This is a genomic window from uncultured Cocleimonas sp. (assembly GCF_947495625.1).
Taxonomy (GTDB): Bacteria; Pseudomonadota; Gammaproteobacteria; order Thiotrichales; family Thiotrichaceae; genus Cocleimonas.
The window spans coordinates 85,475-107,589 of record NZ_CANLZW010000015.1 but is presented as its reverse complement, the minus strand read 5'-3'; the positions used below and the strand labels follow the sequence as shown (position 1 = coordinate 107,589).

Genomic DNA, 22,115 nt, shown 5'->3' with positions numbered 1-22,115 from the left:
AACAAACAAACAAACAAACAAACAAACAAACAAACAAACAAACAAACAAACAAACAAACAAACAAACAAACAAACAAACAAGCAAACAAACAAAAGTAATTATTGTTTATATAAAAAAGGCCTCAAAGTAGGGGGGTGACTTAAGTAGTTATAAAAGCTACTAAACCAGATTTAGCATTGTGCATCGACGATTTCTTACGAAATCTACGATGGACTTGTCTGGCTCTTGGTGAGCCAAGACAAGCCACTTTGTCTTGTATTTAGGCTTTTAACTTATCCGCAACAAACTGCATGATATCAGCACGTTGAACATCATTTGCGTCGTCATCTGTACGAGATTTAAACTCAACCTGTCCTTCTTTCAAACCACGATCAGAAATAACGATGCGATGTGGGATACCAATCAGTTCGTGATCGGCGAACATTGCACCTGGGCGCATATTACGATCATCCAGTAATACATCGTAACCGGCTGCAATCAACTCTTCATACAAGGCATCGGCTTCTGCTTTCACGTCTTCCGATTTATTGTAATTAATAGGCACAATGCTTAGCTGGAAAGGGGCTAATGCTGCTGGCCAGATAATGCCGTTATCATCATGACTTTGTTCAATACTTGCTGCGACAACACGTGTAATACCAATGCCGTAACAACCCATAGTCATAATAGTCGGTTTGCCGTTTTCACCTAATACCGAAGCATTCATCGCTTCTGAGTATTTTGTACCAAGCTGGAATATATGACCAACTTCTATACCGCGAAGAATGCTGAGCGTGCCTTTTCCGTCAGGGCTAGGATCGCCTTCTACAACGTTACGTACATCGACATACTCGGGCTCTGGTAAATCGCGTCCCCAGTTTACGCCGATGTGATGTTTATCATCGACATTCGCACCACAGACAAAATCAGCCATGTTCTTAACGGCATGATCAGCAAAGATTTTGATCTTTAGACCAACTGGGCCGATAGAACCAGCATTACAGCCAACAGCCTGAAGCAGTTGTTCTTCTGTAGCTGGTGTTAACGGTGAACCAATGCCGTCAATTTTCTCGGCTTTTAGTTCGTTTAACTGATCATTGCCTTGCATCAGAATAGCAACGACTTCGTCTTCTTCTTCACCTTCAACAATTAATGTCTTGATGGAAGAGTCTGTGGGTTTATTCAAGAATGCAGATACCGCATCAATCGTGTGAGAATCCGGTGTATCAACCGTTTGCATTTCTTCAGTCGGCGCAGGGCGCTCACCTTTAGGTGGAAGAGCCACTGCGAGTTCGATATTAGCTGCGTAATCACTTTCATCAGAGAATGCTATCGCATCTTCACCAGAATCAGCCAACACATGGAATTCGTGTGAAGTACTGCCACCAATAGCGCCAGAGTCTGCAAGAACAGGTCTGAAGGTTAATCCCATGCGTTCAAAAATGCGTGAATAAGCCGCATGAATTTGATCGTAAGTTTCTTGTAAAGATTCCTGTGTAGTATGGAATGAATAAGCGTCTTTCATGATGAACTCACGTGAGCGCATTACCCCAAAACGAGGACGAACCTCATCACGGAATTTTGTTTGAATCTGATAATAAGTCACAGGAAGTTCTTTATAACTCTTCAGCTCCTTACGAGCGTAGTCAGTGATAATTTCTTCGTGCGTTGGGCCGTAACAGAACTCAGCACCTTTTCTGTCGTTCATGCGCAGTAATTCAGGGCCAAACTGTTCCCATCGACCAGATTCTTGCCATAGTTCTGCCGGTTGTACCGTTGGCATGAGTAATTCTACTAAACCCGCTTTATTGAGTTCATCACGAACGATTTCTTCAACTTTACGCATTACCTTGAGGCCAAAGGGCGCCCAGGTATATAGACCTGATGAGACACGTTTGATCATGCCGGCTTTCAGCATTAACTGGTGACTTTTAATTTCTGCATCGGCAGGCGTTTCGCGAAGGGTGGAAATTGGGAAATGAGATACTTTCATGAAATAGCTTGGTTATTATCAAAGCGCTCAATTTTAGTCCTTGCGGGCTTGAGCACAAGTACTATTTCTCTAATAAGGTGATCTTTCACTCAAAGGCTATGAAAGAAATCAAATCAGCCAATTTTTATGGACTTGTTTTTAGTTATAACTGAATGATTATTAGTTTTATTATATTAATAAAAAAAATTTACATTAATGTGCTGTTCTAGCAGACATTAAAAAGCCCGTTTAATTAACGGGCTTTTTAAAAAAAGTGCTTAAAAGTAGGGGGGTGACCTCTAATATCCTTTTACAGAGAATTAGAACAGTTATTTACCTTATTTAACTTCTTTACAGTCTTCTGCAATTCTTTGTTGCAAGTAGGCTACTTTTTCTTTTCTTTGTTCCTGATCCAGAGTGGTTTTCTTGCCTTTCACATCAATCCACACATTACGGAAGTTTTTCTTTAATTGTTCTAGATTTTTCTTCTGATTTGTACAATAACTAATGAGTTTTTTATCTGGACCTGATAGCTCTTCACCGTTAACTGTTTCTTTTTCAGCGTCAGTACCATCTTCTTTCTTAGATACCGCAGAATTTGCAGGAGGACGATACTTTCCAGCAGCCGCTCTAATTTCATCTTCGATATTTTTAGCTTTTACCCGTTTCTTTTTATGAACAGGTGGTTGAGCAGTGTAATGAACACCGCCATTTTCATCGACCCACTTATATATTTCTGCCTGTGTATTAACAGAAAGAATAAAGAGAGCTGGAATTATGGTTGTAATACTGGCTAATTTAATTATTTTTATCATTTTTATGTGCCTATCGAGAAGACTAAATTTAATTCTGGTTATACTATATTAGACAAATCTAATATAGCTTGTTAAACTTGGCTATTATAATTTTTATATACAGGCATTTTAGCATGAGTCGTCCTCATAAACTTATATTGATGGGTATTTCCGTCGTTTTGGCGCTACCTTTAATCGGAAAAGCAGAGATTTCTCCGCTAATCACCGCTGTGGCAGTAGAAGAAGTCGTGGTTGATTACCAAATGCTTGATGGTCAAATAGAGGCTGTAAATAAGAGTACAGTGTCATCGCAAACAGGTGGAGTCATCAGTAAATTATCTTACGACGTTGGTGATTATGTTGAGAAAGGGGCATTAATTGCACGTATCTCATCTGAAAATCAGAAGTCGGGATTGCGACAAGCACAGGCTGCTGTAAGCGAATCAAGAGCTTCTATTAGTAGTGCAACTGCGGCTGTGGTGCAAGCCGAGGCCGCCATCAAAGAGGCAACAGCCAACTATGCCGCAGCACGAGCTGAGTTCAACCGGGTAAAAGGCTTATATGATAAACGCATTATAGCGCGATCTCAGTATGATCAAGCGGAAGCCGCAATGAAGTCTACTTTGGCACGCGTTGAATCAGCAAAGGCAAATCTAAATGCAGCAAAAGCAAAAACCAATGCAGCCAGATCCAATTTATCATCGGCTCAGGCAGGTTTAGCAAAAGCAGGAGAGCAATTAGGTTACACGGAAGTTATGGCTCCCTATAGTGGAATCGTTACAGATAGGCTGGTGGAGCTTGGAGAGGTAGTTAGTGCGGGTACTCCTATTATGACGGGTATTTCTTTACAAGAGATTCGTGTGGTAACCAATGTTCCTCAACGTTTAATTTTAGCAGTAAGGAAAAACAAATCTGCCAGAGTTTATATCGACGATGATAAGACAGGTATCGCGGTAAAAAAATTAACCATATTTCCATATGCTGATGCAACTACAAATGCATTTAAGGTTCGCGCATCGTTAGAATCTGCTCCGCAGGGTTTATTTCCCGGAGTATATGTAAAGATAGGGTTTAACGTAGGTAGTGAAAAACGTTTGGTAGTACCTGAGTCTTCAATCGCTTATCGCAGTGAGGTCACAGGTGTTTATGTTGTCGATGAAAAAGGTATACCGACACTACGTCAGGTAAAAGTAGGTCGACAAACTCCTGAAGGTAAAGTGCGTATTTTAGCGGGCTTGGATTCAGGTGAGATTGTTGCTATCGATCCTGTACATGCTGCTTTATTGCTGAAAACGCATCAACAGAAGCTTATTGAGGAAGCCTCTCATGACTGATTCATCAAACTCCTCAAATAACTCTAAAGCTGATGAAAAAGGCAGTAATCAGAAATTGGGTATTTCAGGAAGAATAGCCAAGACGTTTCTATTAACTGAAATTACTCCTTTGATTGCATTGGTTGGTCTTTTATTAGGCGTTTTTGCTGTGATGGTGACCCCTCGTGAGGAAGACCCACAAATCAATGTTACCTTTGCCAATATCTTTATCGCTTTTCCGGGAGCAAGTGCGGAAGAGGTCGAGAATCTGGTTAGTACCCCAGCAGAGCAGGTGCTTTCTGAAATTACCGGTTTAAAGCATATCTATTCTACCTCAATGCCTGGCATGTCGATGCTGACCATTCAGTATAAAGTGGGTATCGATCGAACTGATGCATTAGTCAGGCTCTACAATAAGATTGCCTCTAATCAGGACTGGTTACCGCAAAATTTAGGTGTAGGTCAGCCCTTGATTAAACCCAAGGGCATTGACGATGTACCCATTGTCTCATTAACGCTCTGGACCGAAGATGAAAGCAAGGGTGGATTTGAGTTATCTCAGGTCGCCCATGCGATCGAATCCGAACTTAAGCGAGTACCTGGAACGCGTGATGTTTACACTGTAGGTTCATCTAAACGCGTGGTTCATGTGTTGTTAGATAGCGCCAAAATAGCTGGATTTAATATATCTCTGGATGATTTACGAAATACCTTAGCAGCAAGTAACTCAGCAAAAGATGCGGTTTCTGTGGTTAATAATAATACTGAAGTTCAAGTCGTTGCCGGAACTTTCTTAAGCAGTGAAGATGAAATTGGTGATTTGGTTGTAGGCGTGTTTGATGGCAGTCCTGTTTATTTAAAAGATGTTGCTACCATTAGACACGGCGCTGACTCTCCAGAAACCTATGTGTCGTTTTCTACCGCGAAAGGTGCTTCACACAAAGGCTTAAAGAATGGGGTTAAGTCACCCGCTGTGACCATTGCGATTGCCAAGCAACCTAGTATTAATGCCGTTTCGGTGTCTAATAATGTCATCAAGCGTATCGAACAACTCAAAGGTACTTTTATTCCGGAAGGAGTCAATGTCACTGTTACACGCAATTATGGCGATACCGCCAAAGCCAAATCAGACAAACTTATTAATAAATTGATCATTGAAACGCTAGCCGTAGCAGCACTGATCTGGCTTGCTTTGGGTTATCGTGAAGCCTTTATTGTGGGTACAGCGGTTGTTATTACATTGGCTTTAACTCTATTTGCATCCTGGGCGTGGGGTTTTACGCTAAACCGCGTATCTTTATTCGCATTGATCTTCTCCATAGGTATTCTGGTCGACGATGCCATTGTGGTGGTTGAAAATATTCACCGTCATATGGTGTTGGGTGGCAAAAAACTAGTGGATGTCATTCCTATTGCGGTTGATGAAGTAGGTGGTCCAACTATCCTTGCTACCTTTGCAGTAATCGCTGCATTGCTTCCTATGGCATTTGTAAGCGGCTTGATGGGACCTTATATGAGTCCAATCCCGATCAATGCCAGTATTGGCATGTTGTTGTCATTGGGTGTTGCATACATTGTTACACCATGGATGACTAATAAAGTGCTCGCGAAAGTTGATTTCAGTCATCACAAAGACGATGAAGGCGAAACTAAATCTCACAAATTCTTTCACTTTATATTAAGTCCATTTTTACGCGCCAAAGGTGGGGGGTGGAAACGCTTTACACTTTTATTTGTGTTTATTCCGATACTGATCGCGATTTCATTGTCGTTGGCGTTCCCATTCCAGAAAGTTGTTCTCAAGATGTTACCGTTTGATAATAAATCTGAATTCCAGATTGTGGTGGATATGCCAGAAGGTACAACGCTAGAACAAACCTCTCGAGTTCTCAACGATTTATCAACGGAATTAGATAACGTTGAAGAAATTAGCGATTATCAAATTTACACGGGTACCGCAGCCCCAATTAACTTCAATGGGCTAGTTCGCCAGTATTATTTGAGAAAAGGATCAAACGTCGGTGATATTCAGGTAAACCTAATAGATAAGCATGAACGTGAGCGTAAAAGTCACGATATTGCGTTAGCAGTAAGAATAGCTTTGCAGGAAAAAGCTAAAAAGCATAATGCGAATGTCAAAGTAGTTGAAGTGCCACCAGGGCCTCCGGTTCAAGCTCCATTAGTTGCAGAGATTTATGGTTTAGATCACGAAGGTCAAATCGAAATTGCAGCTAAGGTGCGTAAAGTATTCGAATCTACCAAAGATATTTCTGATATCGATGATAGTGTTGAAGCGAATCAAGAGCGCTTGGTGATTAAAGTAGATCGTCAGAGAGCGGCATTGCTGGGTGTATCTCAACAATCGATTACTTCATCAATCAGTACGGTTTTGGGTGGAGAAGACGTTACCTATATTCACAACAAAAATCTTAAATATGCTGTGCCAATCCGTATTGAGTTTCCTGTAGCGAATAAAGATAAGATTGAATCGATTCTGTCTTTGAAGATCCGAAGTAACAAAGGGGCTTTAGTTCCAATGTCGGAAGTGGTCCATGTACAAGAAGGCACTCGTGAGCATTCAATTAATCACAAAGATTTACTTCCTGTCGTTTATGTCACAGGTGATATGACTGGTGAAACGGATAGCCCACTTTATGGCATGTTTAGTATCGCTAATGGAGTTAAAGACGCTCCTGTGTCTGCTTATGGTAAGAACATAAAAGAATATTATTTCTCACCACCGGATGATCCTTATTTTTATGGATTAAAGTGGGATGGCGAATGGCAAATTACTTTTGAAACATTCCGCGATATGGGTATTGCCTACTGTGTCGGCATGATCATGATCTTCTTATTGATTGTGGCGCAGTTCCGTTCTTATGTGGTGCCTTTGGTAATTATGTCTCCAATTCCATTAACCGTGATTGGTGTGATGCCAGCGCATTGGTTGGCAGATAAGCAATTCACGGCAACCTCAATGATTGGCATGATTGCTTTGGCGGGTATTATCGTTAGAAACTCCATTTTGCTGGTAGATTTTATTAACGATCAGTTAAGAGCAGGAGTCGATTTGAATGAAGCCATTATCAATTCCAGTGCAGTAAGAGCAATGCCTATCATGCTGACAGCAGCGGCTGCGATGGTAGGTGCGTTCTTCATAATTGATGATCCAATATTTGGAGGTCTGGCAGTGGCTTTAATTTCTGGTATTTTGGTATCAACGGTTCTTACTTTGGTGGTTATACCTTTATTGTATTTTATGTATTTGCGCAAACGAGTACATTTAATTACTGGAACATCGGCATAAATACTTTGCGAAAAATCTGCTAAACTTTGTTTGTTAAATAGACAGCTGTTAAAAAATTGACCTTTAAAATTTATTAAAGGTCTATATGTTTAATATAGCTATACATCTGTATTTTAAGAAGAGGAACCACAATAATGCCATTCAACCCAGAATTAACCGAAGAATTAAATTTGCTTACTCAGTTTAATTTGAAAAATGAACAAGATGGAATCAAAGTGCATCATGATGCTAGAGCAGAGCTTGTTGCTGCTGCGGAAAGATTGCATGATAAAGGACTAATCACTCAAAAAGATGGCGGTTATCTTACCGATATCGGTCGCAAAGCGGCTGAGCATTCACAAGCTTTAACCACACTCATAGTTGCTAATCATTAAATCTTTTACTGAATAGCACCAATGTGTAGTTTAGAATTATCTAAGCTACACATTTGAAATCTTTACATTCCTTATCTATTTATAATCTATCTACGCAATATCTGCACATAATCCCCTTAACAAATTCATCACCCCCGCACTTTATCTACTAACTCCTTTAATAAGCTAGTACTCGTTAATTCATTAAATTATTAAACGAGGTATCGCTATGGGTATTATTGCTGGTCTTATGGGACTAATTTTCTTAGTCATTATTATTGCACTGTTCTTATTCGCCGCTATTTTTATGGCACGCAAAGTCGGTTTGTTGAAAACACCAGAAATAGTTGAAGGAGCAACCACTCCCCACGGCCAACATATGGTGAAACGCTATGTTGCGGATCTGAAAAATATTAGCGATTCGTTGGTCTTTCGTTTTATTCTAATTGCCGTTTTAATTGGTTTGATGACGATACCGTTGAGTCTGGTTAGTGATGTCGTTCGCGAACGAAGTAACCTTTACCGAGGTGTACTGAATGATATAGCGAGTACCTGGGGACAGCAGCAAAACTTGCAAGGTCCGGCATTATTTATACCGTATACCGAAAAGTTTATTACCGAAGAAGTTAAAACAGATAAAGATGGTTATGAGCGTAAAGTCAATAAAACCATCTACAAACAACGTACTGCGATTGTCTTGCCGGATGATTTAAATATTAGTGTGAGGCTCAATGGTGAAACGCGTAAACGCAGCCTATATGAATCATTAGTCTATACCGCTGATTTGAATGTGACAGGCGATTTTCTGCGACCTGATATCAGCAGTCTCTCAAATAATATTGATGAAATTCACTGGAATCGCTCATGGCTGGCTTTAGGTATATCCGATACTCAGGCGATTAATAAAGTATCCGGACTTAACTGGAATAATCAGAAAACGATAGATTTCGAACCGGGTACCAAAGTGGTGAATACCATTGCCAGTGGCTTTCATGCTCCTATTGATTTGTCTTTACTGAGTGCTTCTGCCAGTGACTCGACAGTTGATCCAGAGTCAAAATACCCATTCCAGCTAAACCTCAATATAAATGGCAGCCAGGGCTTTTACTTTACGCCTTTTGGTAAAACCACTGATGTAGAAATCGTATCTGACTGGCCACATCCGAGTTTTCAGGGAAGCGTATTACCAAACAAGCATGAAGTGAGTGATGATGGTTTTGAAGCGACATGGTCAGTGCCAAACCTTGCGCGTAACTACCCACAACTATGGACCTTAGAAAAACAGCAATTCAATGTGAATGAATTTAAAGCCGGTGTGAATTTATTTGAATCGGTATCACTGTATTCACAGATCACCCGTGCGATTAAATACGGCATGTTGTTTTTTACCTTAACCTACATCACCTTTTTGATCTTCGAAATGGGAATTGGCCGTCGTTTACATATCGTTCAATACGGCGTGATTGGACTGGCGCTTTCTATCTTCTATCTAACATTATTATCAATGGCAGAACATGCAGGTTTCTTCAATGCCTATATATCAGCCGCAGGAATCATCATCATTATGATCAGTCTCTATGCCTATGCAGCGATAAGGAACATAAAACGAACCATTATTATTACGGTGTTATTGGCTGGTTTATATACCTTGTTGTATTCCTTACTCAAACTAGAAGACTACGCGCTTCTGGCAGGAACGGTATTACTCCTGGTCATACTCGCAGTGTTAATGGTGTTAACTCGTAATATTGGTAGAGACGTTGATACCGGATCGGACAATAACCCAGATGTTAATGATAAGGGTTATCCAATAGATAATGTCGATAACGATAGTAAGAGAGAAGCACCTGACAACATCGTTTTGCCGACTAACACCAATATAGCTACTACATAGTTGCTACATAGCTACAACATAAAAATAGGTTTTCTTTAACGCTTAACCCCAAGCATTTGCCCCGATATACGGTTTCGTATTCGGGGTACTTTTTATTAAATACAAACAAATCAACAAAAGGAGATTAAAATGACAAATAATAATTTAAACAAGTTGTTTGAAGAGTACAAAAGACCTTGGAAATTATTTACCTTCGCTATTGGATTAATACTATTAATCATTGGCTCATTTTACTATCAAGCGCCTGACTGGGATATCCCGATCAGTATTATAATGGCGACATTAAGCTATTTATCAGCTTCATGGAGTATGCATGTTTTGTCAGAAAGGCAGTGGTCAAAATTACCGTTGATGCTTTTTATAACATGGTTTTGTGTTGATGGTTGTTACTCTATTTACTGGTATTTCGTAGATCCTGTCGCACTAGCATTAATGAGAGATGTTAACTTTTTAGCTTCGCTTTCTATATATGGCATGTGTGGGTTGGTTTGGTATTATGAAGGCAGTATCAAAGAAGCATTTCATCAAATTAGAAAATATGCCTAGCTCTGCATAAGTTCCTCTGGTCATTTCAAATAACGAAATGAAAAGTCACTTCGCAAAGCATAAGTTCCTTTAGTCATTTCAAGTAACGAAATGAAAAGTCACTTCGCAAAGCATAAGTTCCTTTAGTCATTTCAAACAACGAAATGAAAAGTCACTTAAAGTAGGGGGGTGACCTAATTTATTAATTTTGAGTGTTAATTAATTGTTCAATTAACTCCTTACCATATTCCCAATTTCCAAGTCCAGACTCAGCATTTAAATGTCCGTATGGACCATAGTTAATAAAGCGGCTGCCCCAGCAATCTGCAAAATACTGAGCACGTGACAAAGACACATAAGGATCATTATCACTAGTCACAACAATACTCGGAAACGGGAGGTTTTGAATTGGCATGGGCGCGAAGTTTCGAAGCACTTCAGGTGTGTGCTGATCTGATTCGATATCCGCTGGCGCAACCATTAATGCACCAATGACCTTTTCTGATTGGTAGTTAGCAGCCCAATGATTAATCAGAGAACAGCCTAGGCTATGACTCACTAAAACGATATTGTTATCTGAATTCTGTATTTGAGAATTTAACGTTTTCAACCACTCTGACAACTGTGGGAATTCCCAGTCGTTTTGTTGGACGCGTTCTATGTTGTCTAATTGTTGCTCCCAAATCGTTTGCCAATGGCCTTCATCAGACCCTAGATATCCGGGGAGGGTTAAAATTTTTGTTTGCGTTTTCATATTAAGCGAGCTGATGTTTTGTAGACTGACAGTACCATTATTTTAATAAAAAAATGGCGGTAAGTAAGGGGGTGATTAATTAATCTGCCTATAGTGTAGGGAATTTAAAATGGAATGATCTTAGTTTCAACCAACACTGCGTCACGCTTCGCGTAACCCTGCGTACTTTCTTGTCTCTTGGTGAGCCTAATAAAGCAAGTAGAGGGGTGTGTTTTACTCTTTTAGTTGTTACGATTGCGCCATGGAAACAATACTTATTACAGGCTGCTCAAGCGGCATTGGTTATCACGTGGCGAAGGGTTTAATGGCGCGTGATTATAACGTTTATGTAACGGCGAGAAAGGATGAAGACGTAAAACGTTTAATCTCTGAAGGCTTTAAATGTCTGCAACTGGATTATGCTGATTCTGAAAGTGTTCAGGACTTGGCTAATGAGTTGATGCTGTTGGTAGGCACCAATTTGTATGCGGTGTTTCATAATGGTGCTTATGGGCAACCCGGTGCGGTTGAAGACTTGACTCGTGAAACCCTGGAAAAACAATTTGCTGCCAATGTGTTTGGTTGGATGGAATTGAATAATCGTTTACTGGTGATGATGCGCCAGAATAATCGCGGTCGAGTCATATTTAATAGTTCAGTATTAGGCTTGGTTTCACTGCCGTTTCGTGGTGCGTATAACGCCAGTAAGTATGCTATTGAAGGTTTTGCAGATACCTTACGGTTGGAGCTTTCGGATACCAATATCAAAGTATCATTGATTGAACCTGGGCCTATCGAAAGTCGTTTTCGCCCTAATGCTTTATTGGCGTTGAAAGCGAATGTGGATATGGAAGCCAGCGTTCATCGAGATCGCTATCGCAAAACACTGCAACGACTGGAGAAAGAAGGTAATACCGATTCATTCACGCTTCCACCTGAAGCAGTGTTAGAAAAAGTGATTCATGCACTGGAAAAAGATAATCCACAGGCGCATTATTACGTTACCAAGCCGACCTATATTATGGGTGGGTTGAAGCGCATATTGCCGACTAAATGGATGGATAAATTCATACTGAAATTTGCCGGTGGCGAACTCAACGATTAATTTCAGTTGTATACGGGCATTAAAAAATACTCAAGACGGAATGCTAAACAAAAAACAGCTAGTTAAATACAACAGTTAGATAGTTTTTAATAGTTATAGTAGATGTAAAAGGGTGATGTGAAATGTTGGAATATTTATTTTTTAATCGTGAAATAGCAGATAAATTTATCGCTTTTTTAAATAAAAAATCACTCGAATGGGAAGAATATATCGACCCAATGCTGGATAGCATTGTTATAAAAACGCCTGAAGATATCGAAGATGATTTATGGGATGAGCTCGATGATTATCACGAATTATTAGCTCCTGAAGATCAGAAACTGCTCGAAGAAAATATGGAAGATTCTGACACCGAAACGAATGCGGCTGGCATCTATATTCAACTGGCAGGGGGCAAACAAACGGTTGCACAAGTTGACCCGGATATTATGAATCGAATGCTTGGTGCAATTTCTATGGATGAATTCAATACCTTTGTTGAAACCATAGTCAGTAGTGTCGAAAATCCTGATGACTCTCCAATCTGTCATACATAGATTGACTCATCTTTTCAACGAATCAAACGAATCTACTCTCTTGAAAATAATCAAATTCTAATGTTGTTTAACTGACATTATGTTTTCTGCGCTTGCTGAATACTTATTCGTTGATAGCTACTCACAATTAGCGCTGCTGGCTGCCGTTGTGTTTTTAGCTGCGATCGTTCGTGGCTGCATTGGGTTTGGCTTTTCTGCTTTGGTTGTTGCCAGTACTAGCTTTTGGCTCGAAGTGAAATACATCGTGGTGATGGTTATCTTGATGGAAATTATTGCCTCTCTATTTATGCTTAGAAACGTAAAACTGGATGTGGATTTCAAGATACTCAAAGCACTCGCTATCACGGCAATCATTGGTAATATTATTGGCGTGTTATTGTTGGCGAATCTAAACCCTGCCATTCACCAAGTGTTGATCAGTGTATACCTATTGTTTATCGTCATTTTTAGCTTATCGCGATTTACCTTTAAAAAGCCTGTGACGCAACTACGTTTAAACGCCGCAGGTTTATTCGCCGGCTTATACGATGGCATGGCGGCAATTGGCGGAATATTTCTGGCATCGATATTAACCAGTTCCAGTTTTCCTGTGAGAACGATACGTGCCACAGCAGTGGTCTATTTCTTTATTGTGGAACCTACCTTTTTTGTTTCGGCTTATTTTAATGGTCTGTTGAATCAAGAAATATTCTATACCACTGCTATTTTGATCTTGCCCATGTTGATCGGGATCATTTATGGTTCTAAACTTTTTATCATTCTTTCAGAAAAGGCCTTGAAGCGAATAGTGTTGATTGCACTATCTTGCCTATCAATTATCGGCTTAATTAAGGTTCTCGTCTTTTAGACCATTCATAATTATAAAAAAGCCCTTATAAGTAGGGGGGTGACCTAGCATTTACTACCCAAATGGCTTATTGAATACCCATAACAGTATATGCTAATATTCGAAAAACCTATACCCCTGCGAAATAAGTATGCATATTCTTAATTGTGAAAGAGTGAGTAGTAGAGAGAGTAGTAACGGCGTTGTAACAAACGGTGTGTCTAAACACTCATTAATATTGATATCAAGTCTGGTTGTCTCAATTGCTACCATATTTGCGATTAATTTGAAAACTGGTCAAAACGAATCGACAGAAATTTTATCAACTGATCACGTTTCAGACGTTCAAACATCCGACGTTCATCAAGCAAATATTCAAACAGAAGCTAAATCAAAAGCTCAAGTGCTAACTCATGTAAAAGCTCAAGCAATAACTTCTGAAGTTGAAGATTTTCATTCAAATGAATATGTACCGTTAGAATCTGTTAACCATTTAAAGCATCAGCAACATGCGGTTTCAAATGTAGCTGAAGTTGAAGCAATAAATGATGAAATAGATGAAGCTGAAAAAAATAATCAGCTAATATTTTTAGACAATGTCGAAAAAGATGACAGTGAAGTCTCAACAGCACTAACAAAAACTAAACGTTCTACACTTGCTACTTCTGTGATTAAGATCAGTAATTTTCCTGTCAAAGATGGTTCCTTATCTTCGGGTTTTGGTATGCGTAAACATCCCATACACGGTAATATGAGAATGCATTCTGGTATTGATATTGCTGCGCAGGCTGGTACTAAAGTCCAGGCGATGGGAGAAGGCACGGTAGTGTTCGCTGGTAGAAAAGCAGGCTATGGTAATAATATTGAAATAAAACACGGTAATACCGTTCTTACCCGATATTCACATTTAAAAGAAATTTTGGTAGAAGTCGGTCAGAAGGTAACGCCTGCGGATGTCATCGGATTAGTGGGTAGTACTGGCGTTTCAACAGGGCCGCATCTGCATTTAGAAGTAGCGCTTAATGAGACTGAAGTTGATCCACGCATATTCCTTGCTGGTAAAGCGACTGTGGCTTCAAAACCGATTATACGACAGTACGCTAAAGCATCAGATGACAGTAAATTAGTGGCTAATTTTGATGAAGCAACCTATCAAGACTATTTGCAAAGTTTTGACGGTCTTTATGGTTTAGTGGTGCCGGGCCAGACGAATTAATTCCGCTCGATCTCAAAGTTTCCATAAAGTCGCGCATATTCAGGCGTTCTTTGATATTTTCTGTCGTATATAACTCACCACGTGGATTCAGTGCTACAGCACCTTTTTCAATGACTTCTGCGGCTAGTGGAATGTCTTGAGTAATTACTAAATCACCTTTTTCTAATCGTTCAACAATTTCGTTGTCGGCGACATCAAACCCTGATGGCACTTGAGAGAATTTAATAAACGGTGAAGGCGGAATTCGCAATCCATGATTGGCGATTAACGTTGTTAGTATTTCTTTACGAGTCGCTACTCTAAAGATTATTTCTTTGATAGGAGTTGGACATGCGTCCGCATCGACCCAGATTTTCATAATTGTTGCTCATTCAAGCCTTTAAAATCTGATTATCATAGCACTATGCTTGCTTATGCTGTAACCTCCCGCGATTAACAGTAATGCAATTACTGTGCAGTGTTCTTTGATCATCTTTCTCCTTGAAAATAATAAAAGAACACAATAACGAGATTAAGAGACTATCATGAAATTTGAAGACCTAGGATTGTCAGAAGACATCCTAAAAGCATTGACACGAAAAGGTTATACCGAACCATCACCGATTCAAGCACAAGCTATTCCTGCTGTATTAAAAGGCAGAGATCTAATGGCTGCAGCGCAGACGGGTACCGGTAAAACAGCAGGTTTTACCTTACCGATTCTAGAATTACTCAGAAAAGGTAAGCCACCTAGAGATAAGCAGGTGAGAACCTTAATTATCACACCAACGCGCGAGTTAGCAGCACAGATTCAAGAAAGTGTTGAAGCTTACGGCAAACATTTGAAATTGACCTCTACAGTAGTTTTTGGTGGAGTGAAAATTAATCCACAGATAAAACGTCTGCAACGTGGCACAGATATTCTTGTCGCTACACCAGGACGATTACTGGACTTGCATCAGCAAAAAGCAGTGAAATTTGATGATTTAGAAATTCTGGTACTTGATGAAGCCGATCGTATGTTGGATATGGGTTTCATCCACGATATCCGTAAAATCATTTATCACTTACCAAGCCAAAGACAAAACCTATTATTCTCTGCTACGTTCTCGAATGAAATTCGTAAATTAGCAAAAACATTGGTGAATGATCCGGTTGAGATTTCAGTAACACCAAGAAACACAACGGCTGATACGGTTAAGCAATGGATCTGTCCTGTCGATAAAAAGCAGAAGTCAGAACTATTGGCTCACCTGATACATGACAATAAATGGGAGCAAGTATTAGTTTTTTCACGCACCAAACACGGTGCTGATCGACTTACACGACAGTTAGAAAAAAATCAGATTACTGCGGTAGCAATTCACGGTAATAAAAGCCAAGGTGCTAGAACAAAAGCATTAGCAGCATTTAAAAAGGGTAATGTCAGAGTGCTGGTAGCAACAGATATCGCCGCTAGAGGTATAGATATCAATCAATTACCTCAAGTTGTTAACTTCGACCTACCAAATGTTCCTGAGGATTATGTGCATAGAATCGGGCGTACAGGACGTGCCGGAGAAGTAGGCCAGGCGGTATCATTAGTGAGTGCTGATGAGATCAAACAGCTTAGAGATATTGAAAAATTAATTGGTCGTTTATTAGAGCGTAAGTTAATCGATGGTTTTGAGCCTGATCATGATGTTCCTGTAACATCACTGAACGATCAGCAAAAACCTGCCCGAAAGCCGGGGGGTGGTACTGGTCGACCTAATAAGAAAACCAATTACAGAAATCGAAATAACGCTAATAAAAGTCCTAATAGCCGAAGCAATAATCGTGGCAATAGCAGCGGCGGTGGGCAAAAAGCTCAAGGTAATAATAAGAGTAGTGGCAACAAGTAAAATTTAGGTCAATGCTAGTTTGATTTTATAGTCTATCCTAGCTAAAGAAAAAACAGCGTGAAAAGTCATTTTTAAACCCCATTCTATCTATAGAATGGGTTGTTAATTTTGGTAAAGAATAAAAGATAAGTATATGAAAGTATTAGGCATTGAATCATCCTGTGATGAAACGGGAATCGCAATTTACGATACCGACAAGGGTTTAATCGCAGATCAATTGTATTCTCAAATCGCTTTACATGCCGAATACGGTGGGGTTGTCCCAGAGCTAGCCTCGCGCGATCATATTCAAAAAACCACGCCATTAATAAAAGCCGCACTAGAACAAGCTAATCTTACATTTAAAGACATAGATGGCATTGCTTATACCAGAGGTCCAGGTTTGATTGGGGCACTTATGGTGGGCGCTTCTATTGGTCGTTCGCTTGCATGGGGTTTAGGTATTCCAGCAGTTGGCGTACATCACATGGAAGGTCATTTACTAGCGCCAATGCTCGATGAAAGCCAAACCATAGACTTTCCTTTTGTCGCCTTACTGGTATCTGGTGGTCACACCATGCTGGTGGAAGTAAAAGCCATCGGTGATTACAAGATTATGGGAGAGTCTTTAGATGATGCTGTTGGTGAAGCATTTGATAAAACCGCTAAAATGTTGGGATTAGGTTATCCCGGTGGACCAGTACTTGCAGCATTAGCTGAACAAGGTGAGCCCGGAGCGTATGACTTTCCACGCCCAATGATACGCCAAGGTGGTTTAGATTTTAGTTATAGTGGCTTGAAAACATTTGCTTTAACGACCTGGAATAAATCGACCAAGACTGAACAGGATAAAGCAAATATAGCCCACGCGTTTCAGGAAGCGGTTGTTGATACCTTATTCATTAAATGTAAACGCGCTTTGAAAGCAGCGGAAGCAAAACGATTAGTCATCGCTGGTGGTGTTGGCGCAAACAAGCGTTTGAGAGAAAAACTGCAAGAGTTACCCGCAGATGTGTTCTTTCCACCGATGCAATATTGTACCGACAATGGCGCAATGATTGCCTTTGCTGGAGCCTTGCGTTTGAAAGCAGGAGAAACAGAACCAGCGGAAATACAGCCTAAGCCACGTTGGTCATTAGAAGAGCTAAGTGCTATTTAGGTTTAAGTAAACACTAGAAAAAACGGCTGTAAGTAGGGGGGTGACTTTCTAATAAGAGTTGTTATTCCACTAGCTCAATAAACGTCTAATATTATTACAATGGTCTACCAGTCTTGGCATTTATCGCATGTAACATTTGTCCATCTGGATCGTTGTCACCGGCTTTAGGAATCCATTTAGACATACAGGCACGGTCTTTAGTACAAGGGTCAGTCAATGCTTTTAAAAAGCTAACCAGGTTTGTTACATCTTTCTCAGCCAGATTTGGTTTTGCTTTTAAGTCTAAGCCTTCTTCAATGGCTTCTAAGGTGTTTTCTTTAACAAATCGAATATCGATAGATTTTTGTTTGAGTTGTTTGGTTTGATATTTTTTAGCAGATTCTACCGGTGAAAGCATATGTCTTGTAATGGCTTCCAGTGAAGTATAAGCGCCGTCATGTCCCCACGGACCGGTCATTTCTACATTAAGCAGTGATGGAGTACGGAAGCGGAATTTATCTTTTGGATTCTTAGTGATTAAACTACATCCGTAGTCATTATTACCGGTTGCTCCATTCTGTTTTCCTGCACCTATTTGCGGCATTCCAGTATTGTAGGCTTTTTCATCAGTAAAGAAATCACCTGAATGGCAGGATGCACAGCCTGCGCCGCCGTCTTTTTGATCCGTATAAAATAGCCACGCACCTTTTTTGGCTGAAGCTGAAAGAGCTTGTTTGTCACCTTCAACATAGGCTTTCCAGGGGTTATTAACCAATACTTGAGAGCGTTCGTAATCTGCAATTGCTTCTGAATAGTTTTGCTCGGTGATTAAATCTTCTACATTACCATTAGGTTCTTCAAAACCTTTTCTAAATTCTTCCAGCCAGTTTTCCTGCAGTCTTGATGCGAGAGCTCTTCTTAATGTTTGATTATGCGAATCGTTTAAATAACCACCACGCATCTCTTCAACGGAAGTGATAGGGAAGCGTGCCTGAGCCTGTACCAGAGTCTCTCCAGCAAGTGCATCAGGTTTTGGATAGCTCATATCGGGTGTATGAATATCATACTTACCGACACGTTCAATTCTCATATCGTGAAACAATACCTTCTTCCAGAAAGCGACATTAAAGGTCGTTGGCGCATTTCTTGGGACTTCAGCGTGTTTTTTACCGATTAATTTCCGATCAGAGCCCAGAATATCCGGGTTCTTTGAGTCAACACCGATAGAAAGGGATAAATCATCACCACCACCTAGCATAGGGTGATGGCAGCTAGCGCAGGCGGTTGTGTTATCTCCACCAAGGGTTTTTGAATAGAATAATTTCATCCCAAGTTGGGCCTTAGGGCTTTCAATATTGGGTAATGGATGATCAGATTTTGGTGTGCCAGTCAGTTTGTAACGGGCTATCAAAGAAGATAAATCGAGATCTAATTGGCTATCAGCAGGCTGGATGCTTGATGACGTGTTTGAAGATTGAGTCGCTTGTACGTCTTCAGTCATAGCAATTGATAATATACCAGTAGCTAGAATTGAAGATATAAAAGCCGATTTTGCAATCAGAACTTTTGTTATCACTTTCATTGTAATGACTTAAAGATTAGTTGGGGTTTATTTTTAAAACTATATTATCAAAACTTTTGTTTTGAAATATTATTCTAGATCATAGCTCTTTGATTTAGAACTTGTAGTTTAACGCCAATTGTATCTCACTTTCATTAAATAGGGGTAAGCTGAATGGTTCTACCGATATTTGGTCACTACTTTCGTCAATACTGCGGCCATAGTCTTTAGAGGTTTGGTTAGATGCCAAAGTAACTCCTGCAACTAACTGTTTCTCTTTTTCCCACTTGCTTTTCCAGTGACTGAGGAAAATATTCGCTGCCAAACGACTTCCCATGCGATTCAATTGTCGATAACTGTAGGGTGAGTTATTCGCCATATTTTTCTTGATTGTCTTGTTTAATAACTTCTCGCCTTTTGTTGCTCCAAGTATTACTTTAATCCCGGTAGCGCCTTGTTGATGGATTAAATATCGTTGGTAATCTTCAAGGTTTTCATAGCCATTTTTCTTCAAACGTTTTTCATTTTTTGCTAATAGCTTTTTGCTCATGGCAAGAGATTTAGAATAATTTAAACGGTCTTTGCGGCACTGGATTGATTTACAACCAATGTCCTTTAAAGCCTGTACGGTTAATTGATGATGACCGCAAGGTGAAGTGGTATAGGTACAACTTCTACTTTTATTTCTTGGTCTATAGAGTAATTTGCCCTGCTTGGATTCTATAGAATGAACCGTATCCCAATAGCCTACTTTGGCAATCTTTGATAACTTAGTATCAAGTTTTATGTTTTGTTTTATGGTTTTCGAAGTAACTGGTAATGAAACATTCGAAGTTAATACATTAGGTGCTACTTCTGTGGGCTTGCTAAAGATGAATGTTGTTTCAGCTACGATATTCTCATTTTCTATATCGGAAGTACTAACGATTTGATCAGTTTTTCTGGATTTATTTCTTGAGTTTAACTGCTTGTAAAAAGCTAATCTTTTACTAGTCGCGTTTTCTTTTAGTGCATTTTTCTTTGCATTGTCCAGCATATGGCTCTGCATACTTACAGCAATTTCAGTTTTTATTTGTACTGTATTGTTGATTGTCTCTGTTTCAAGTAATCCGGGGTGTGTAATTTGATGATGCAAGTGGCGAGTCGCAGAAAATTCATCATCGAACAAATCAAACTCATCCGTTTCATTTAAAATGGTTTTGATCGTTACAAGACTTTTGCTATTTGCATTACTTATGAATTCATCTGTTGAATGATTGGGCGTATTTTTATGTGTGTCAATGATCGAAACCATGGCAAATGTAAAAATAGCAATTATTAAAGAGTATGTATTCATTGGAATAAAACAGACGTTAGCAAGTGTGATTTAAGCTGGATATTTTAATGATAAATCTGTTTCAGGTTCAGCCAGCTATGGTGACTGTTGCTACCATTTACTCTTTCTTCGTTTTTAAACTACCGTTTATCTTTGTGCTTTCATAAATATTAATGACAAATAACAATAAAATCGCTCAAAGATGGAGCAAATACTTAAAAAATAAGTGATTTGTTTGAAGTGATGTAGGTGTTTGTGTGACAATAGATCGAGTTAATTACTTTCATATTCAGGAGTTTGTAATGGGTGCATTTGTTCTAGGTATTTTAGTCGGCTGGCTTGCTGAGTGGTTGTTCTATACTTTTTGGGTAAAAGGTGGAAAGAATTCAGATTGTTCTTCAATAATGGCTGAGTTAGAAGAACGTAAAAAAGAGGTTAATCGACTGCAAATCAGATTGAATGAAGCGACAGCATCAGCTGCTGCTGCCGCATCTTCAACTACTGGAACTAGTGCTAAAGCAGAAAGCTCATCAACAGGTCAGAGCACTTCTTCAGCTAAGTCATCTACTGAAGCAACACCTAAGAAGGCAGCGACTAAAGCTGCACCCAAGAAAACAGCGGCTAAAAAACCAGCAGCAAAGAAAGCGGCCCCAAAAAAGGCAGCAACAAAAAGTACGGCTAAAGCTAAAAAGACAGGTGATGATTTTACTAAATTAAGTGGAATTGGTCCTAGCATGGAAGCCACACTTAAGGGTTTAGGTATTGATACATTTACTAAATTAGCGGGAACTGATGACGATATCCTTCGTGATATGTTAGAAAATTCAGGAGCTCGTTTAAATAATAATAAAGAAGCGATGGATTCATGGAATGAACAAGCAACGCTTGCCGCGAAAGGTGATTTCGACGGTCTTAAGAAATTGCAGGAAGCGCTAAAGAAATAATTATCCTGTTCTATCTGTTCCTAAAAAAAGGCTAGTTTTTACTAGCCTTTTTTAATGCTTAAAACTTATTAAGCCATATGTGCAGTTGTTTTTAATGAAGCTGTAATTTACCCAGTTCTTCAAGAATCGAGGACACCAGACTTTCACCTTGAGCTCCCATGCCTTTGCTTAAAATTTCAGGGTCCCTTTCACCATCAATGAGTTTCTTCATGATTGCTGCGAGAATACTCATATCTCCGCCAGTCTGACTCATCTGTTCTGCCATTGTTGATAATAAAGTCAGTGCCTGCGTGTTGCCTCGGCTGGCTTCATTGACCATATGGGCTATTCCGGGTGCTGCCATGCTTGGGTTTGCAGGTTTCGCTGAAGGATCAGGTAGAGTAGCTGGATTTTGAATGCCATTCAAAATTGCCTCTATGATGATTGCATCTTCCTCATCCAGATCTTTTAACAGCGCCTCTGAACGTTCCCCTTCGAGAATTTTATAGATTCTCAATACCAGATTCTGCCAGCCGTTTTGCGCGCTGGTTTTTAATACTTCGCTGAGTTGTGGTCTAAGCTGGGGATTAAGATGAGTTTGCACGACCATATTGATTAAACTGGCATGCACTTGAATGACTTGTTCTTTGCGATCGGGTAAATTGCTCATTTTTAAACTGTATCATAACTAGGTTAAATTAAACAAAAGCATAACTTACGTCTAAACATAAACTTATTCAAAAACTTTAAGTTGATAGTGTAATAAAAAGTCACCCCCCCACT

Annotated in this window: 19 protein-coding genes; 12 read left to right on the top strand and 7 right to left on the bottom strand. The window is 39.7% G+C overall.

Going from position 1 to position 22,115, the window contains the following annotated elements; genetic code table 11:
- Positions 1 to 260: 260 nt before the first annotated feature.
- Positions 261 to 1,973, bottom strand: coding sequence for a proline--tRNA ligase (locus tag Q1A31_RS10325; protein WP_299876044.1), 1,713 nt, complete (start codon positions 1,971 to 1,973; stop codon positions 261 to 263).
- Positions 1,974 to 2,290: 317 nt separating this feature from the next.
- Positions 2,291 to 2,767: a DUF4124 domain-containing protein gene (locus Q1A31_RS10320; protein WP_299876042.1), complete on the bottom strand. Its 477-nt coding sequence runs from the start codon at positions 2,765 to 2,767 to the stop codon at positions 2,291 to 2,293.
- Positions 2,768 to 2,880: 113 nt separating this feature from the next.
- Between Q1A31_RS10320 and Q1A31_RS10315 the strand changes: the two genes are divergently transcribed.
- The 5 genes from Q1A31_RS10315 (at position 2,881) to Q1A31_RS10295 (ending at position 10,159) form a co-directional block, all read left to right on the top strand.
- Positions 2,881 to 4,080 (top strand): efflux RND transporter periplasmic adaptor subunit, encoded by a 1,200-nt coding sequence (locus Q1A31_RS10315; protein ID WP_299876040.1) that lies wholly within the window; start codon positions 2,881 to 2,883, stop codon positions 4,078 to 4,080.
- Entirely contained in the window at positions 4,073 to 7,366 is a 3,294-nt protein-coding gene (locus Q1A31_RS10310; protein ID WP_299876038.1) for an efflux RND transporter permease subunit, read from the top strand. The genes Q1A31_RS10315 and Q1A31_RS10310 overlap by 8 nt, the downstream gene beginning before the upstream one ends.
- A gap of 134 nt (positions 7,367 to 7,500) precedes the next feature.
- A complete protein-coding gene (locus Q1A31_RS10305) occupies positions 7,501 to 7,740 on the top strand; it encodes a TIGR02647 family protein (RefSeq protein ID WP_299876036.1) in 240 nt (79 codons plus the stop codon).
- A 208-nt stretch (positions 7,741 to 7,948) separates the two neighbouring features.
- Positions 7,949 to 9,613: a cell envelope integrity protein CreD gene (creD, locus tag Q1A31_RS10300; protein WP_299876034.1), complete on the top strand. Its 1,665-nt coding sequence runs from the start codon at positions 7,949 to 7,951 to the stop codon at positions 9,611 to 9,613.
- A gap of 129 nt (positions 9,614 to 9,742) precedes the next feature.
- Positions 9,743 to 10,159 carry a hypothetical protein gene (locus tag Q1A31_RS10295; RefSeq protein ID WP_299876032.1) on the top strand — a complete coding sequence of 139 codons (417 nt, stop codon included), beginning with the start codon at positions 9,743 to 9,745 and terminating at the stop codon, positions 10,157 to 10,159.
- Between the two features lie 181 nt (positions 10,160 to 10,340).
- Here the strand turns inward: Q1A31_RS10295 and Q1A31_RS10290 are convergent, their stop codons facing one another.
- Positions 10,341 to 10,892: an alpha/beta hydrolase gene (locus Q1A31_RS10290; protein WP_299876030.1), complete on the bottom strand. Its 552-nt coding sequence runs from the start codon at positions 10,890 to 10,892 to the stop codon at positions 10,341 to 10,343.
- Positions 10,893 to 11,133: 241 nt separating this feature from the next.
- Here Q1A31_RS10290 and Q1A31_RS10285 point away from each other — a divergent pair, with 241 nt between their 5' ends.
- From Q1A31_RS10285 to Q1A31_RS10270, 4 genes are all read left to right on the top strand, one after another.
- The gene (locus tag Q1A31_RS10285) at positions 11,134 to 11,976 is read left to right on the top strand and encodes an SDR family NAD(P)-dependent oxidoreductase (RefSeq protein WP_299876028.1); all 843 of its coding nucleotides are present in this window, start codon (positions 11,134 to 11,136) and stop codon (positions 11,974 to 11,976) included.
- A gap of 122 nt (positions 11,977 to 12,098) precedes the next feature.
- A complete protein-coding gene (locus tag Q1A31_RS10280) occupies positions 12,099 to 12,512 on the top strand; it encodes a hypothetical protein (protein WP_299876026.1) in 414 nt (137 codons plus the stop codon).
- A 79-nt stretch (positions 12,513 to 12,591) separates the two neighbouring features.
- Positions 12,592 to 13,359, top strand: coding sequence for a sulfite exporter TauE/SafE family protein (locus Q1A31_RS10275; protein ID WP_299876024.1), 768 nt, complete (start codon positions 12,592 to 12,594; stop codon positions 13,357 to 13,359).
- 130 nt (positions 13,360 to 13,489) lie between these two features.
- Positions 13,490 to 14,554 (top strand): M23 family metallopeptidase, encoded by a 1,065-nt coding sequence (locus Q1A31_RS10270; RefSeq protein ID WP_299876022.1) that lies wholly within the window; start codon positions 13,490 to 13,492, stop codon positions 14,552 to 14,554.
- On the opposite strand, the gene Q1A31_RS10265 is transcribed toward Q1A31_RS10270, so the two are convergent.
- Positions 14,469 to 14,912, bottom strand: coding sequence for a YaiI/YqxD family protein (locus tag Q1A31_RS10265; RefSeq protein ID WP_299876020.1), 444 nt, complete (start codon positions 14,910 to 14,912; stop codon positions 14,469 to 14,471). The genes Q1A31_RS10270 and Q1A31_RS10265 overlap by 86 nt on opposite strands.
- A gap of 166 nt (positions 14,913 to 15,078) precedes the next feature.
- On the opposite strand from Q1A31_RS10265, the gene Q1A31_RS10260 reads away from it, so the two are divergent.
- Together Q1A31_RS10260 and tsaD are read left to right on the top strand one after the other, a co-directional pair.
- On the top strand, positions 15,079 to 16,416 hold the full coding sequence (locus tag Q1A31_RS10260; RefSeq protein WP_299876018.1) for a DEAD/DEAH box helicase: 1,338 nt from the start codon (positions 15,079 to 15,081) through the stop codon (positions 16,414 to 16,416).
- A gap of 133 nt (positions 16,417 to 16,549) precedes the next feature.
- Positions 16,550 to 17,554: a tRNA (adenosine(37)-N6)-threonylcarbamoyltransferase complex transferase subunit TsaD gene (tsaD, locus tag Q1A31_RS10255; protein ID WP_299876016.1), complete on the top strand. Its 1,005-nt coding sequence runs from the start codon at positions 16,550 to 16,552 to the stop codon at positions 17,552 to 17,554.
- Positions 17,555 to 17,648: 94 nt separating this feature from the next.
- Here the strand turns inward: tsaD and Q1A31_RS10250 are convergent, their stop codons facing one another.
- Together Q1A31_RS10250 and Q1A31_RS10245 are read right to left on the bottom strand one after the other, a co-directional pair.
- The gene (locus Q1A31_RS10250) at positions 17,649 to 19,115 is read right to left on the bottom strand and encodes a cytochrome-c peroxidase (RefSeq protein ID WP_299876014.1); all 1,467 of its coding nucleotides are present in this window, start codon (positions 19,113 to 19,115) and stop codon (positions 17,649 to 17,651) included.
- Positions 19,116 to 19,209: 94 nt separating this feature from the next.
- On the bottom strand, positions 19,210 to 20,430 hold the full coding sequence (locus Q1A31_RS10245) for a hypothetical protein (protein WP_299876012.1): 1,221 nt from the start codon (positions 20,428 to 20,430) through the stop codon (positions 19,210 to 19,212).
- Positions 20,431 to 20,666: 236 nt separating this feature from the next.
- Here Q1A31_RS10245 and Q1A31_RS10240 point away from each other — a divergent pair, with 236 nt between their 5' ends.
- Positions 20,667 to 21,353: a hypothetical protein gene (locus Q1A31_RS10240; protein WP_299876010.1), complete on the top strand. Its 687-nt coding sequence runs from the start codon at positions 20,667 to 20,669 to the stop codon at positions 21,351 to 21,353.
- Between the two features lie 91 nt (positions 21,354 to 21,444).
- Here Q1A31_RS10240 and Q1A31_RS10235 read toward each other — a convergent pair whose 3' ends face one another.
- Positions 21,445 to 22,002: a hypothetical protein gene (locus Q1A31_RS10235; protein ID WP_299876008.1), complete on the bottom strand. Its 558-nt coding sequence runs from the start codon at positions 22,000 to 22,002 to the stop codon at positions 21,445 to 21,447.
- Positions 22,003 to 22,115: the final 113 nt, after the last annotated feature.